The sequence below is a fragment of the Micromonospora sp. NPDC047620 genome (genome assembly GCF_043205005.1).
In the GTDB taxonomy this organism is placed as follows: Bacteria; Actinomycetota; Actinomycetes; order Mycobacteriales; family Micromonosporaceae; genus Micromonospora.
Map to the genome: position 1 here is coordinate 1 of NZ_JBIDDG010000052.1, position 14,117 is coordinate 14,117.

The 14,117-nt window shown below is 70.8% G+C and carries 12 protein-coding genes and 3 pseudogenes; 9 read left to right on the forward strand and 6 right to left on the reverse strand.

Annotated elements, in window-relative coordinates:
• Positions 1 to 368: 368 nt before the first annotated feature.
• The 3 genes and pseudogenes from ACGF5C_RS33155 to ACGF5C_RS33165 form a co-directional block, all read left to right on the forward strand.
• The gene (locus tag ACGF5C_RS33155; protein WP_393308105.1) at positions 369 to 4,076 is read left to right on the forward strand and encodes a S8 family serine peptidase; all 3,708 of its coding nucleotides are present in this window, start codon (positions 369 to 371) and stop codon (positions 4,074 to 4,076) included.
• A 137-nt stretch (positions 4,077 to 4,213) separates the two neighbouring features.
• Positions 4,214 to 5,197, forward strand: coding sequence for a transcriptional regulator TrmB (locus ACGF5C_RS33160; protein WP_393308107.1), 984 nt, complete (start codon positions 4,214 to 4,216; stop codon positions 5,195 to 5,197).
• Between the two features lie 94 nt (positions 5,198 to 5,291).
• Positions 5,292 to 5,531: pseudogene (locus ACGF5C_RS33165) on the forward strand (IS701 family transposase); the annotation flags it as partial.
• Here ACGF5C_RS33165 and ACGF5C_RS33170 read toward each other — a convergent pair.
• Positions 5,443 to 5,799 carry a zinc ribbon domain-containing protein gene (locus ACGF5C_RS33170; protein ID WP_393308109.1) on the reverse strand — a complete coding sequence of 119 codons (357 nt, stop codon included), beginning with the start codon at positions 5,797 to 5,799 and terminating at the stop codon, positions 5,443 to 5,445. The pseudogene ACGF5C_RS33165 and the gene ACGF5C_RS33170 sit on opposite strands and share 89 nt — an antisense overlap.
• An 88-nt stretch (positions 5,800 to 5,887) precedes the next feature.
• The gene (locus tag ACGF5C_RS33175; RefSeq protein ID WP_393308111.1) at positions 5,888 to 7,018 is read right to left on the reverse strand and encodes an FAD-dependent oxidoreductase; all 1,131 of its coding nucleotides are present in this window, start codon (positions 7,016 to 7,018) and stop codon (positions 5,888 to 5,890) included.
• Between the two features lie 24 nt (positions 7,019 to 7,042).
• Between ACGF5C_RS33175 and ACGF5C_RS33180 the strand changes: the two genes are divergently transcribed.
• Both ACGF5C_RS33180 and ACGF5C_RS33185 read left to right on the forward strand, forming a co-directional pair.
• Entirely contained in the window at positions 7,043 to 7,768 is a 726-nt protein-coding gene (locus ACGF5C_RS33180; RefSeq protein ID WP_393308113.1) for a TetR/AcrR family transcriptional regulator, read from the forward strand.
• Positions 7,765 to 7,941 (forward strand): annotated as a pseudogene (locus tag ACGF5C_RS33185) (glycoside hydrolase family 3 N-terminal domain-containing protein); the annotation flags it as partial. The gene ACGF5C_RS33180 and the pseudogene ACGF5C_RS33185, both read left to right, overlap by 4 nt.
• A gap of 161 nt (positions 7,942 to 8,102) precedes the next feature.
• Here the strand turns inward: ACGF5C_RS33185 and ACGF5C_RS33190 are convergent.
• Positions 8,103 to 8,357: pseudogene (locus ACGF5C_RS33190) on the reverse strand (transposase); the annotation flags it as partial.
• 248 nt (positions 8,358 to 8,605) lie between these two features.
• Here ACGF5C_RS33190 and ACGF5C_RS33195 point away from each other — a divergent pair.
• The 4 genes from ACGF5C_RS33195 to ACGF5C_RS33210 are packed head-to-tail and all read left to right on the forward strand — an operon-like array spanning position 8,606 to position 10,468.
• On the forward strand, positions 8,606 to 8,908 hold the full coding sequence (locus tag ACGF5C_RS33195; RefSeq protein ID WP_393308115.1) for a hypothetical protein: 303 nt from the start codon (positions 8,606 to 8,608) through the stop codon (positions 8,906 to 8,908).
• A 59-nt stretch (positions 8,909 to 8,967) separates the two neighbouring features.
• On the forward strand, positions 8,968 to 9,696 hold the full coding sequence (locus ACGF5C_RS33200; protein WP_393308117.1) for a hypothetical protein: 729 nt from the start codon (positions 8,968 to 8,970) through the stop codon (positions 9,694 to 9,696).
• Positions 9,696 to 10,106 carry a YbaB/EbfC family nucleoid-associated protein gene (locus tag ACGF5C_RS33205; RefSeq protein WP_393308119.1) on the forward strand — a complete coding sequence of 137 codons (411 nt, stop codon included), beginning with the start codon at positions 9,696 to 9,698 and terminating at the stop codon, positions 10,104 to 10,106. Before ACGF5C_RS33200 ends, ACGF5C_RS33205 begins: the two co-directional genes overlap by 1 nt.
• Complete coding sequence (locus ACGF5C_RS33210) at positions 10,106 to 10,468, forward strand: YbaB/EbfC family nucleoid-associated protein (protein WP_393308121.1); 363 nt, start codon at positions 10,106 to 10,108, stop codon at positions 10,466 to 10,468. The genes ACGF5C_RS33205 and ACGF5C_RS33210 overlap by 1 nt, the downstream gene beginning before the upstream one ends.
• Positions 10,469 to 10,871: 403 nt before the next feature.
• Here ACGF5C_RS33210 and ACGF5C_RS33215 read toward each other — a convergent pair whose 3' ends face one another.
• Genes ACGF5C_RS33215 through ACGF5C_RS33225 form a run of 3 tightly spaced genes read right to left on the reverse strand, consistent with a single transcriptional unit; the run spans position 10,872 to position 14,059 of the window.
• Entirely contained in the window at positions 10,872 to 12,611 is a 1,740-nt protein-coding gene (locus ACGF5C_RS33215; protein ID WP_393308123.1) for a multicopper oxidase family protein, read from the reverse strand.
• Positions 12,608 to 13,060: a DUF6220 domain-containing protein gene (locus ACGF5C_RS33220; protein WP_393308125.1), complete on the reverse strand. Its 453-nt coding sequence runs from the start codon at positions 13,058 to 13,060 to the stop codon at positions 12,608 to 12,610. Before ACGF5C_RS33220 ends, ACGF5C_RS33215 begins: the two co-directional genes overlap by 4 nt.
• A gap of 9 nt (positions 13,061 to 13,069) precedes the next feature.
• On the reverse strand, positions 13,070 to 14,059 hold the full coding sequence (locus ACGF5C_RS33225) for a carboxymuconolactone decarboxylase family protein (RefSeq protein WP_393308127.1): 990 nt from the start codon (positions 14,057 to 14,059) through the stop codon (positions 13,070 to 13,072).
• Positions 14,060 to 14,117 lie beyond the last annotated feature (58 nt).

Sequence of the window (14,117 nt, forward strand, 5' to 3'; positions counted from 1 at the left end):
CGTCCTGTTCGCCATGCTCCGCGACAAGATCCCCTATCAACCCCGCCCCACACCGCCGATCACCGCTTGACGAAACCCATAGGGACACCCCCCCTCCTCGCCGAGCAGCAGCGGCACGCCGTACACCGACATGTCCGGGCGTGCCGTGCGTACCGCACCCGATGCCGCCACCGGCCGTGCTCGAAGGCGACGTCGGCGGTCGATCTCCGCCACCACCGCCGGCTCCACCTGCACGTACCGCAGTGGCTCGGGCCGCGATTCGCTGACAATCGAGCACCGCGCCTACTCGTGGCGGAGTAGTGCCCTGGCACGACTCCGCCAACGCCAGCTATTCATTTGCCGGTAACGGCGGCGGTAGAACGTTTCGCATGTCATTCCCCTTACAGCCCGCTGAGCCTGGCCGCGCGCGGCGCCGGTTGATTGCCGCCGCTACGGCGGCCGGACTGATCGCTGGTGGGATCGCCGCGATCCAGGCGCCCGTGACCGCGGCAAGCCCCGGTACGGCCCCCAAGGCCGAGACCAGGTCCACCCACACCATCACTCTGATCACCGGCGATGTCGTCACGGTGACCACCTCCGCCGACGGCGCGGAAACGGTCGATGTCGACCGGCCCGACGACGCCACCGGCGCCGTCCACCTGCAGGAGAGCGGCGATGACCTGTTCGTCCTGCCCGACGAGGCGATGCCGCTGCTGGCCGCCGACAAGCTGGACCGGCGGCTGTTCAACATCACCGATCTCATCGAGATGGGCTACGACGACGCGAAGACCCCGACCGTGCCGGTGATCAGCAGCTACCCGCCGGCGAAGACCCGCACGGCCAAGCCGGTCGCGCCGAAGGGCGCGAAGCTGGCCCGCGACCTGCGGCGGGTCGGCGCCGCGGCGCTGGCGGTGGACAAGAAGCAGAGCCGCTCCTTCTGGACCAGCGTCGCGCCGGTGGCTTCCGGGGCCAAGCCGGCACTCGGTGGCGGGATCGCGAAGCTCTGGCTGGACGGCCGGGCCATGGCCAGCCTCAAGGAGAGCGTGCCGCAGATCGGCGCGCCCGAGGCGTGGGCCGCCGGGTACGACGGCCGCGGGGTGAAGGTCGCGGTGCTGGACACCGGGGTGGACGCCAGCCACCCCGACCTCGTCGACCAGATCGACGGCAAGGTCAGCTTCGTGCCGGGCGAGGACACCTCCGACGTCAACGGGCACGGCACCCACGTCGCCTCGACGATCGTGGGCACCGGCGCGGCCTCCGGCGGCGCGTACAAGGGTGTCGCGCCGGGCGCGGACCTCATTGTCGGCAAGGTGCTCAGCAACGACGGTTTCGGCCAGGACTCCTGGGTGCTCGCCGGCATGCAGTGGGCGGCCGAGTCCGGGGCGGATGTGGTCAGCATGAGCCTGAGCGACCCGACGCTGTCCGACGGGACCGACCCGATGGCGGTCGCGGTGGACACGCTGTCCGCGCAGTACGGCACGCTGTTCGTCATCGCCTCCGGCAACGCCGGGCCGCAGAGCATCGGCACGCCCAGCTCCGCCGCCAGCGCGCTGACCGTCGGCGCGGTCGACAAGCAGGACCGACTGGCGTCCTTCTCCAGCACCGGTCCGCTGGTGCGCAGCGGCACGCTCAAGCCCGACATCACCGCCCCCGGCGTCAGCATCACTGCCGCCCGCTCGCAGCAGATGACCACGGGCACCGGCCTCTACCGGTCCATCAGCGGCACCTCGATGGCCACCCCGCACGTATCGGGCGCGGCGGCGATCCTGGCTCAGCGCCACCCCGACTGGTCCGGCGCGCAGCTCAAGGAAGCGCTGATGAGCAGCGCGAAGGGCCTGGCCGACGGCTACACGGCGTACCAGGTGGGCACCGGCCGGGTCGACGTCGCGGCCGCCGTACGCACGGGCGTCCGGGCGACCGGCTCGGTCTTCTTCGGCAACTTCGACTGGCCGCACGAGCCGACCGACACCCCGGTGACCAAGCCGGTGGTGTTCACCAACTCGGGCAGCAGCGACGTGACCCTGAACCTCGCCACCACCGGCTCGGACCCGTTCTCGCTGGATGCCTCCTCGGTGACGGTGCCGGCCGGCGGGAGCGCGACGGTTCCCGTCACCGGCGACCCGACCAAGCCTGGCACCGGCCAGTTCACCGGCTACCTGGTCGGCACCGACGCCGCCACGGGTACCGCGGTCACCCGTACCGCGCTCGGTCTGCTCAAGGAGGACGAGCGGTACGATCTGAAGATCAAGCTGATTGGTCGGGACGGCAAGCCCGTCACCTCGACCGTCGGGATCAAGAAGGCGGGCGTGTCCCGCCCCTGGGCGTACACCATCGACGGCGAGATGACGCTGCGGATGCTGCCGGGCACCTACACGGTCACGACCCAGTTCGACGTCCCGGGTGAGCGGGCCGACTCGCTCGGCTTCGCCGTGCTGGTGGACCCGGAGACCGTGCTCGACGGTTCCGGAGCTGAGGTGGTGCTGGACGCGCGCAAGGCGCGCCTGCTGGACACCACCGCGCCGGAGCGCAGCGAGGACCGGCAGCGCAAGGTCGACTCCACCGTCAAGTACGCCAACGGCGACAGCTTCCGTGCCGGGACCCTGGTGCCGGTGAAGTACGACGACATCTATGTCACCCCGACCGACCAGGTCGCCCAGGGGTCGTTTGCGATGGTCACCCGGTGGCGCAAGGGCGAGCCGATGCTGAGCGTGGACGTCCCTGGTCTGCCGCCGGTGGACGTCACGGTCCAGCCGGGCAGCACGCTCACCGCCGGCCAGGAGACGCTGCCCACGGTCTACGCGGGCACCGGCGCGGCCGCCGACTACGCCACGCTCGACGTGAAGGGCAAGGCCGTGGTGGTGACCCGCAGCGACGCGGTCAGCGCCACGGATCGTGCCGCCGCCGCGGTGGCCGCCGGAGCGAAGCTGCTGCTGGTCGTCAACGACGGCCTCGGGGCGCTCTACGAGTCGGTCGGCCGGTCGCCGATCCCGGTCGCCACGGTGCACCGCGACGCCGGGGCGCAACTGATCGGGCTGGCCAAGACCGGCACGCTGCGGATGATCACCAACCAGGTGCCGTACGCGAGCTACGTCTACGACCTGACCCGCAACTACACGGGACAGGTGCCGGACCGGCCGCTCAGCTACCACCCGGCCCGGGAGGATCTGGCCCGGATCGACGCGCGCTACTACAACATCACGAAGGGGATGCAGGGCGGCGGCCTTCGGTACGACCTGACCTTCGCGCCGTCGCTCGGCATGCCGGAGCGGGAGTGGCATCCCAGCACCCGCACGGAGTGGGTGACTCCGGACCAGGTCTGGGGGGAGTGGCACGTGCAGGGCGGCTGGACGGACTCGACCAACCGGCACACGTACGCCAAGGGCAGCACCACCAGGCAGGACTGGTTCGCCCCGGCGATCCGGCCGGCGTTCAACCGGGCGTTCGCGGTGCAGAACAGCCGCTACCGCGACTACATGACCATCAACGTGCAGGCCTGGACCCCGTCCGCCGACGTGCTGGAGCACGGCGGCAACCTGGACTGGGGATCGGTGCCGACCAACATGAAGCTCTACCAGGGCGACCAGTTGCTGTATGAGAACAAGCGCTCGTCCGCCCTTCAGTGGGAGGCGGTGCCGGCCGGCACCCTGCCCTACCGCCTGGTGTTGGACGCGTCCCGCCCGGCCGAACAGTGGCGGCTGTCGACCCGTACGCACAGCGAGTGGGACTTCATCTCCAGCTCCAACGAGTCGGACAACTTCGAACCGTTCGCGCTGCTGCAGATGGAGTACCGCCTCGACACCGACCTGCACGGTGACGTGCAGGCGGGCAGCACCGAGCAGATCCGCCTCAAGCCGATTCCCCAGGCGGGCGGCGGCCCCAGCACCGGCAACGTCACCTCGGTGACCCTGGAGGTGTCGTACGACGACGGCGCCACCTGGCAGCAGGTGACGCTGCGCAAGGACGCCGGCGACTGGTGGAACGGCGAGCTCAAGCTGGCGAAGCAGCCGGGCGGCTTCGTCTCGGTGCGGGCCACCGGCAAGACCGACGCCGGTTTCAGCATCAAGCAGGAGATCATCCGGGCGTACGGCCTGCGATGAGACCGTTCGCAGGGCCCCGGGGCGGCGACGTCTCGGGGCCCGTCCCCTCTTTTCCCATGCCAGATGGGGCTGGGCATGATCCATCACTGTGGCGCATACTTTCCCGGCCACAACGGATGGAGGGGAGGCGGCCGCCGATGTTGGGCGCGTTGGGCCTGAGCCCGGAACACGAAGCCGTGTACACCGTGCTCGCCGGACGCCCCCAGGCCGACTCGGCCAAGCTGGGTGAGGCACTGCACCTGCCCGCGCCGGCGATCGAGGCGGCGCTGTCGTACCTGACGGCGTGCGGCCTGGTGAAGCCCACCCCCGACGGGGCCTTCGCCGCAGCGCCGCCCGCGGTCGCCCTCGGGGCCCTGATCAGCGAACGGCGGGCGGAACTGCGCAGCGCCGAGCTGGCCCTCGTCACCCTCGCCGAGGAGCATCGCAAGGCGATGGCGGGCCGCAGCATCAGCGAGCTGATCGAGGTGGTCACGGGCGCCGAGGCGATCCGGCACCGGTTCGCCCAGGTGCAGCACGCCGCCCGCGCCGAGGTCCGCAACTTCGTCACCTCCCCTGCCGTTGCCGTGCCGGTGGGCGCCAACTCAGCGGAGGCGCAGATGGTGGCCCAAGGGGTGCGCTACCGGGTCGTGATTGAGCGGGCGGTGCTCGCCGAGCCGGGCGGGGTCGCCGAGACCGTCGATTCACTGCGCAGGGGCGTCGAGGTACGGGTGGCCGAGTCACTGCCGATCAAGCTGGTGCTGGCCGACGCCGAACTGGGCCTGGTGCCCTTGACCGTCGCGCCGGGGGACGAACCCGGCGCGGTGCTGCTGCACCGCGCCGGGCTGCTCACGGCGATGCACGCGCTGTTCGAGTTGGTGTGGCGGTACGCCTATCCGCTCGGCATTTCCGCATTCGGCGATCTGACCGAGGACGCCCACGGCGAACACGCAGACATCCCGACCGGGCTGGACCGGAGGATCCTGGCTCTGCTGTTGGCCGGACTCACCGATCAGGCGGTCGCCACACAGCTCGACATCTCCCTGCGAACCCTGCAACGCCGCCTGCGCCACCTGATGGACCTGGCCGGTGCGCAGAGTCGGATGCAACTGGCCTGGTACGCCGTACTGCACAACTGGGCGTGACGGGAATCAGCAACCTGTAGGCGCCACGTGAGTCCGCGCCGGTCGGCGCAGGTGACGGCGGGCGGGCCGGTAGGTGACGAAAATGTCGTCCGGGCAGCTCATCGCCGCCCTGCCCGCCCAGGCATGGTGCCGGCTGTCCGCTGGGCCGGGCGCCCACGGCCCCCGCGACCACGACTGGGCCCGCGTGCCGATACGCGTCTGCTGGCGACCCGGCCGCGGGCACTGGCTGCTCGCCCGACGCAGCATCACCACCGGAGAGATCGCCTATTACGTCTGCTACGGGCCCCGCCGCACCCGCCTGATCGACCTGGCCCGCATCGCCGGCAGCCGCTGGGCCAAGGTCCTTCGTGTCTGACGTTCGTTCCGCAAGTGTTTGCGTCTCGTCCAGCCCGGCCGCGACGGCGATGTTCTGGGCGGCGTTGACGTCCCCGGTCATGCCGGGTGCCGCAACCCGGACACACCCAGTGGCGTGGGCCGCGGGAAAGCTGGGCGAGCAGATGCCCGCACGCCGAGCAGGTCTTCGGCGACGGGTACCAGTGGTCCGCCACCGCGAGGGTGCGACCGTCGCGGTGGCGGGCCGCGCAAAAGAGGGCTGACCGCAACCCCGTATCCGCGTCTGGGGAGGAGCGGATATCTGATTTTCCAGGGCAGGGGCGTCTACGAGGGCGCGGCCGGCTGCGTCGCGTGTTGTCAGTCTGCGGGTGCCGGCTCGGTGGGCCGCGGCGTGAAGAAGCGGATGATGTCGTCGGCTGCGGTGGGGGACAGCATCATTGCCTGGACTCGTGCGGACATTTCGGCGATCGGGTGGGTTCTGATGAACATCGCCTCCTCGTACTTTTGGATCGCCGAGTCGGGGTCGGCGGGGTCGGTGGCGAGTTCAGCGGCGAGTTCGGCGGCGTCGAGCATGGCTTGGTTGGCACCTTCGCCGACCGGCGGCATGAGGTGCGCGGCGTCACCGATGAGGGTGATGCCCGGCTGGTGGGCCCAGCGTGTACCGGTGGGCATCGCCTCGATCCTGCGTGGGGTTGGCGGGCTGTCGCCGGCTTCGATGAGTGCGGTGAGGCTGGTGGCCCAGCCGTCGAAGATGTCCAGCAGGGCGCGCTTGCTGCGGTAGGTGTCTGTATGCCGATTGTCCGCGCGTAAGGAGATCCCGACTCGGATGCTGCCGTCGCCGAGGCGCTGCGCTGCAAGGATCTGGTTCACGCCGATGCACCATAGGTTCCCGGGGCCGACCAACTCGGCGAGATCCGGGTGGCGCCGGTCGGCGTCGCTGATGCTCAGCTCCACCAAGGTGGCCACGTAGGACAGTGTCACGTCGGTCAGCAGCGACCGGACGACCGAGCGCGCGCCGTCCGCGCCGATGAGGACGTCGCAGTCGGCGCTGTGGCCGCCATCGAACGTCAGCCCGAAGCCTCCGTCGGGTCGTGGCGTCGCCGCGACGAGCCGGTGCCGCCAGGCCACCGCGTCGCCGGGGAGTGAATCGAGCAGAAGATCACGCAGTGTGCTGCGGTCGATCTCGGGGCGTCCGGAGAATGAGCCGGGTTGTGGCGTGTGGTGCACGAGGGTGCGTCCGGCCGGGTCGAGGATGCGATGTTCCTCGCCCTCCGGCCGTGCCTCGGACCGGAATCGGCCGGCGAGGCCAGCAGCGGCCAGGGCCTGTTGCCCGGACTCCGGGTGCAGGTCGAGCGATCCGCCCTGTGATCGCGCGGATCGGGTTGCCTCGCGTTCGTACACCACCGCGCCGATGCCGTGCCGGTGCAGGATTCGGGCCAGCGTCAGGCCGCCGAGGCCACCGCCGGCGATCGCAATTCGCATCGTCATCTCCGTTACCGTACGCTGTATCTCATGGATACGCCGTACGGTAACGTGCCGTTGCCCGTCTGGGAACGGCCCGAGCCTCAGCCGCGGGCGGCGCCGGTGCCGTTGAGCCGCGCGAAGATCGCCGCCACGGCGATCCGGCTCGCCGACGCACACGGCCTCGACGGGCTGTCGGTGCGCAAGATCGCCAAAGAGCTCGGTGTCGGTCCGATGCGGCTCTACGACTACGTGATCAACAGATCCGAACTGCTCGATCTGATGGTCGACGCCGTGTACGCCCAGATCGCCGAGGCCAGCCATCACTCCGAGTGGCGCGCCACGGTACTGGCCACCGTTCACCGGACCCGCGATGCCGCCCTCGATCATGAGTGGTTCGCCGACCTGCTCGGCGCAAGGCCACACTTGGGACCTCACGCGCTCGCCGTGGGCGAATCGACCGCGGCGGCGCTCAGCCAGGCACCCGGCGTACGCAACATCGACGACCTACAGCGGGCCTTGGGCGCCCTCAACGCCTTCATCATCGGAGCGCTCCGCAGAGAGGTCACCGAGCGACGCATCGCCCGTTCCACCGGCACCGACGTGACCGCCTGGCAGGCCGCCCTCGGGCCCTACCTGACACGCATGCTCGAAACGGGCCGCTACCCCACCGTCGCCCGGCTCGTCATCGACGGCGCCCACCTCAACGCCAAGGAAACCTTCCACCACAACCTGACCACCATCCTGGACGGCATCACCAGCCATCCCCACACGTGACCTACTGCGCCAAGCACTTTCCCGGGCACGGCGCGACGGTCGACGACTCGCACCTGAAACTGCCCACCGTCGACATACCCCTGGAGGTGCTGAAGGCTCGCGACCTGCCGCCGTTTGCGGCGGCCATCGCCGCCGACGTGAAGGCGATCATGAGCGCGCACATCCGCGTGCCGGTTGCGTCCCTTGATCTTCTTCCGCGTCGATTGCCCTGGCTGTCCTCACCGACGTTGCTGGTGGTCTTCACGCTCTGCGAGTCCAGGACCACCGCTGACGGGCTCGCGCTGCGGCCCCGGGCCGTGCGAACCCGTTCCCGCCGCAGATCGTGGATCCGCTGCGTGGTCCCGTCCGCCTCCCACTTGGCGTCGTAGTCGTACGTCTTCGCTGGCGGGAAGTCGTGCGGCAGGTACTCCCACGCGATCCCCGTCCTGGCCACGTACAGGATCGCGTTGACGATCTCCCGGAGATCATGCACCGGCCGGCTGATCCCCAAACCCACCCGCGCCGCCCGCCACGCGGTCAGCACCGGCTCGATCAACGCCCACCGCTCATCCGACAAGTCCGACCGATATCCACGCCGCTGCACGCCCACGCCGCGATCAACGAACCAACCCCACCACCGCCACGGCCGAACATGAATCAGCCACTACACGGACCAGATGTCCTCGAAGTAGGCCGCGCGAGGCCAGGCCTGATGAGCTTTCCGGCTGCGGCCATGGCCACATTAGGACAGGCCGGGCAGCGCTCGCGACGACCACGCGTCCCTATCCTGGTACCCGTCCGATCCAGAGAAGATCGTTACTAAGCTGCCCCGGCAGGCGATGATCAAGGAAGCGCAGCGTGCCATCGATACACATCACATCCCTGCGGGGGCTGGGTGAGGCGTTCACCAAGCACTCCGACCAACTGGACCGGGACACCAAGCAGGTGCTTCTCGGGCTGGCCCTCCCCTCCGAGGTGTTCCCGGCGTACGCGGTGGGCGCGCCGACGGACTACGAGCAGGTGCGCTCCGGCGTCGAGGACGTCACCGTCGCCATGGGTAAGATCTTCGACACCATCGGCGTCGCGCTGACCCGGGTCGCTGCTCACTACGAGGAGATGGAAGAGCAGCAGGGCAGCGGATTCAGCTACCGCGACGGTTAAGAGCTCGGCGGGGCTTGAGATTCGGACCACGAGGACTTGACCGGGGGAGGGACCTGCCCGTGCACGAGGGCAAACAACTGCTGGACGACGACGCTGACGACAGCAAGGCCTGGCAGGCCGTGCTGTTCGGCGTCAACGGAGTGTTGGCCGCGTCCTTCCTTCCGGACGCGATCGCCGCGTCGGCGGCGACGTTCACCGTCGGACACGCGTTGGTCCTGCCCAACGTGGTCGATCCCGAAGCGTGGTTCCGCAGTTCGGGCTCGTGGGGCGAGCTCAAGAACGCCTACGACCGCATGCACGGCGACTTGGAGAGCAGGATTGCCGAGGCGAAGAGCCGCTGGCAGGACAGCGCGGCCAACGAGTTCAACGGGTTCGTGACCGGCGAGTTGCAGCCGATCCTGAAGAGACTCTCCGAGACCTGCGCGTTGATGGACTCCGCCTGCTTCCAGATGGGCGCCGGCGTGACGGGCGTCATCGCCTCCTACCTTGTCGCCGCCGCCAGCGCGGCGGTCGCGGCCATGGCGGCGAACGCCTCCGGCCCGGCCTCGCCCGCGGTGAAGATGGCGATATTCGCGGCCTGGGCCGCCTTCGTCGTCGGCCTGATCGGCCTGTTCGTTTCGTTCGTCGCGGTGCTCTGGTCGACTTCCAAGACCGTGAGCGACGCGTACGACGCGTTGGCCAACAAGCTCGGCGAGAAGGACGGGCAGATCGACGCGGGCAGCCTCACCCTGCCCGAACCGGTTCGGATCGTGATCTCGAAGCCGCAGGAGTGGGAGAAGCAGCAGTGATGGATTGGATGGGGGCGATCGGCGGCTCGGCGCGGGAGGCTCAGCGGCAGGGCTACACCGGGGAGTCGATGCGGCGCGTCACCGAGGCGGTCGACGGCTTCGCCGCCGAGATCGCGGCGCTGACCGACGAGTCGGTCGAGGGTTGCGACAGCCTGGGGTTGGTCGCCGCCCGCGTCACCGGCGACTACCGGGTCGAAGACGTCTACATCAGCCCGCAGGCGATGGCCGCGCTCGACGCCACGGCGCTCGGCGCAGCCTGCCAGGAGGCGATCGCCGCAGCCCGTACCAGCATGGGCGAGCGGCTGACCCAGCGCCTGGCCGGGATCTCCGGCGACGCGGACATCCCGCCGCCCATGGATCTGAGCGCGGCGCTCGACCAGTTGCGACTCGCCGTCGAGCGGATCCGGTGATGGACGTCGAATCGTTGCGCCGCCTCTGCGGCGACATGGTGGCGGCGATGACCCGGGCCGCCGAGTTCGCCGAACGGGCGCCGCACGCCGAGTACGAGGCCACCTCCCCGGACGGGGAGGTCACCGTCCGGGTGTCCGGGGCGAAGGAGCTGCTGGAGATCTGGATCGACACGCGGGCGAAACGGACCGTCGACAACCTCACGCTCGGCGAACTGGTGACGCAGACGATCCGCGCCGCCGAGCTGCGGGCCGATGACGCGCGGGCGCAGCTGCTCGACGGCACCTCCATCGGCGGGTTCGCGGTCGGTGACGTCCTGCGCGACCCCGGCCATCTGCTGTCCCGCTTCCAGCCCGGGCACTGAGCCGCACCCGTCCGCGGGACGGCGCGGTCCACGAGCATTCAGACGCAGGTGTATGAGGTGAACAGCTGTAACTTGGGGTGACCGCAACGGCTCGACCCGCTGCTCTTTGGGCGCCAGGTCGCCATCCACCCCGCCTCCACTGACACCACCCACCCGCGCCGCGGCGCTCTCGGCATCGCCGACAAGGACGACCCGGCCGAGCGGTGACTCGTCGTGCCGGCCGAGATGACCCTGTTCGATGCCTACCACGGCGCCCAAGGCGCGGCCGGGCTGCTGCTCCGCCGTCCAGTCGACGCCGACGGCTGGCAGTTCACCATGCTCGCCGGGCCAGATCCGGGGCCGCTGCCGGTGCTGACCCTCAGCCCCGACACCCTGCCGCGGTCACCGTGGTTCACAGCCAATGTCACGAGTACATCAGGTGCAGCGTCATCCCGGCGTCGGCGTGCGCCAGGTTGTGGCAGTGGTTGGCCCACATCCCGGGGTTGTCGGCCCGAAACGCCACCTCCCAGACGTCGCCGGGGCGCACGTCGAAGGAGTCCAGCCACAAGGGACTCCCGGTCGCCGGTTTTCCGTTGCGGGTCAACACCAGGACGTGATGCCCGTGCAGGTGCCACGGGTGTACGACCTGAGACCGGTTCACGATCGTGAACGTGACGATGTCGTCGAGGCGTACGACCTGAGGCGGGATGTCGGGCTCGGCCGCGCCGTTGACGGTGTGGGCGTACCGCGGAAGCAGTCCGCGCAGGTCGAGGCCGCGGTCGAGGACGAGGGTGAACTTCTTGTCGAACCGGGACCACGGCACCGGAGAGGCGACGCCGTAGCTGAGCGGATCCAGCACCGGCCATGCGCCGGTCGCCGTTGACACCGGGCCGGTCGAGTAGACCTCGCGTCCGTCGACGAACAGCGCCACCGGCGTGGCGGGCGCGGTGAACACCAGGTCGTAGCGTCCCCCGGCCGGGATCAGCACGGCGGTGTCGACGAGCGTCGTCGGCCCCCGCAGGCCGGATCCGTCGATCGCGGCGACCCGGAACGGGGTCCCGGCCAGGGCGTACCGGTGTGTCGTGCTGTCGGTGTTGATCAGTCGCAGCCGCATGGGCACCCCCGCCTCGACCGGCTCCGTTCTCGCTGCGGGCAGCGGAAGGCCGGAAAGGGTGTGCACCGGCACGGTGACGTCGACGCCGGTCACCGGCGCCGGGCGCACCACCAGGACACCGTAGAGCCCCTTCCGTACGCCGATGTCGGATACCGCGTGCGTGTGGTACCAGTACGTCCCGACCTGGTCGGCGCGGAACCGGTAGACGAACTCCTGTCCGGGCAGCACCGCCGCCTGCGTCACGCCGGGCACCCCGTCCTGGCCGTTCGGCACGTCGTACCCGTGCCAGTGCAGCGTGACCCCCCGCCCGATATCCCGGTTGCGCAGCGTCACCTCGAGGACGTCGCCGACGGTGGCGGTCAACTCCGGCCCGGGAACCTGCCCGTTGAACGCCCACGCCTCGACGTCCCGGCCGCTCACGTTCACCGTGGCGGTCCCGGCCGTCAGGGTGAACCGCCGGGTCGGCTCGCCCACGCTCCCCGCCTCCCGATACTGGTGATCATGCGGTACGGCGGGAGCGGGGTCCGGGGTGACGGTCAGCCCGGTTCCGGTCACCAGCGCCGCGGCCGCCACCGCGAGGGCCGCCCGGGACACCGTCGGGGACGGGCGGGCGCCGAGGACGCGCCAGGTGAGCGCGGTCGCCGCGACGACCCCGGCGACGGCCAGCAGACCGACGCCCGCCGAGGCCGGATAGCCGTGTAGGACCGTGACGAGCAGGCCGGCGCTCGCGGCGTACCCGGCGAAGAGGAGCGGGACCGCGACGGAGCGGAGGTCGCCCGCGGACCGCAGCAGCCGCGGCCCGGCGACGACCACGGCCGCGAGCGACAGCGGAGCGGCGACGAGGATCTTCTCCGCCGCGAACCACCAGCCGGCGCGGGCGAGCGCGGTGATCGTGATCGCCCGGGCGAGCGTGGCGAGCAGTGCCAGGGCGGCCAGCCCCAGGGCCAGCGGCCGGCGCCGGGCGGCCGCCGCGCCGCCGGCGCCCAGCCACCCGGCGGCCGCGAGGACCGCGATCACCAGGTCGACCGCGAGCACCGAGCCGACGGTCATGCCGGCTCCCCTTCCCGGACGGCCACCGGCGCGGCCTCGGCCGGTGCCGGGTTGGCCAGCCGCCGAGCCGCCTGGTGGACGCCGACCACGACGTGCACCGCGATGATGCCGTTGAGCGCGTGCAGCCCGGCGATGGTCAGGCCGAACGGGGTACTGGCGCCCGCGGTGTCGGTCAACCCGTTCGCGAGCCCGGCGAGGAGCACCTGCAGGACGACCAGACCGAGCGGCAGGGCCGCCAGTCCGACGATCCGGCCCGGCGCCTTCGCCAGCACGGCGAACAGGATGGTGAACAGGGTGAGCACGGGGATGACCGCCATCCCGTTGACGCTGTGCAGCGCATATGCGTCGTCGCCCGCGGGTTTCGTGAACGCGCCCACGGCGGCGAAGATGAACTGCAGGGCGAACGCGACGAGCGCCAGAATGGTGACGATGACGAATGCCTTGCGCATGGTGAGCTCCTAGTGGTGAGCCGGGGACAGTGCCTGGGCGACGTGCTCGGTGGCCGTGATCGCGCCGTACGCGACCAGCCGCACGAGGTCGGCGTCGTCCGGATGGGAGAACCGCCACAGGGCGACGTCGCCCGGAGTGATCGCGCTGGGCGCGAACGCCGCCAGCAGCGCGATCCGGGTGCCGACGCGGTCGGTGCCGGGCACGTCCCGGACCAGATCCACCGCCCAGTCCGCGGGCCGGGCCGGGTACCGCCCGTCCTCCCACCGCACGGTGGCCGTGACGGTCTGGCGAGCCACGTCGCCCAGGAGGTCTCCGCCTCGGATGGCGGCGTCCTTCAGCGACGCGTACGCGACGCCGACCGGGCTGTCCCCGGCCCAGACCGGTGGCGCCGTCGCGCCGGCGTCGAGTAGCGGCAGGCTGCGGCCGGGATCCTTCGGCTCCCGGGCCACCCTGGCGTAGAGCCGGCCCCCGACTGACCGCACAAGCGGGGAGCGCTGCAGGCCGCCGGGGAGCAGATCCGGGTCGAGTAGCGCCGAGACGATCCGGTTGATGAACTGGAAGGCGAGCAGGGTGCCGGTGACCTCGGGGCGGTACGGGCTGGTCCAGGCGGCGGCCCGGGGGCTCCGGCTGGCCTCGGCCCAGCCGACGAGCTCGGCGTGCCTCGGCTCGGGTGGCGTGCCGCCCCGGGCGATGACCTCGGCCAGCTCGTGCTCGCCGAGGGCGTGCAGCAGCATCACGTGGGCGTCGACGCAGAACCGGCAGCGGTTGGCCCGGGACACCGCCGACGCGACGAGCTCGCGGTCGACCCGGGAAGCGTCCCCGGCGAGCAGGGCCTCGCGCATCAGCGCCCACGCCGCGGCCTGCACCTCCGGCACGGCCGAGAGCGCCTGGAAGGTGGGCACCGGCCCGAGGAACTCGTCCCGCAGCTGCCGGTAGACCTCCGCGGTGAGACCGGTCGCGGCCTTCGCGGGAACCGGGGTGAAGAAGCGGTATGTCATGGGTTCGATGCTTGCCGCGGCGGGCCGGGAAAACGTCGTGCCGCCGCAGGCACTTGCC

Coding starts and splice junctions, on each gene's coding strand:
- ACGF5C_RS33155 (WP_393308105.1), top strand. CDS start 369: ATGTCATTCCCCTTACAGCCCGCTGAGCCTGGCCGCGCGCGGCGCCGG.
- ACGF5C_RS33160 (WP_393308107.1), top strand. CDS start 4,214: ATGTTGGGCGCGTTGGGCCTGAGCCCGGAACACGAAGCCGTGTACACC.
- ACGF5C_RS33175 (WP_393308111.1), bottom strand. CDS start 7,018: ATGACGATGCGAATTGCGATCGCCGGCGGTGGCCTCGGCGGCCTGACG.
- ACGF5C_RS33180 (WP_393308113.1), top strand. CDS start 7,043: ATGGATACGCCGTACGGTAACGTGCCGTTGCCCGTCTGGGAACGGCCC.
- ACGF5C_RS33205 (WP_393308119.1), top strand. CDS start 9,696: ATGGATTGGATGGGGGCGATCGGCGGCTCGGCGCGGGAGGCTCAGCGG.
- ACGF5C_RS33210 (WP_393308121.1), top strand. CDS start 10,106: ATGGACGTCGAATCGTTGCGCCGCCTCTGCGGCGACATGGTGGCGGCG.
- ACGF5C_RS33215 (WP_393308123.1), bottom strand. CDS start 12,611: ATGACCGTCGGCTCGGTGCTCGCGGTCGACCTGGTGATCGCGGTCCTC.
- ACGF5C_RS33220 (WP_393308125.1), bottom strand. CDS start 13,060: ATGCGCAAGGCATTCGTCATCGTCACCATTCTGGCGCTCGTCGCGTTC.
- ACGF5C_RS33225 (WP_393308127.1), bottom strand. CDS start 14,059: ATGACATACCGCTTCTTCACCCCGGTTCCCGCGAAGGCCGCGACCGGT.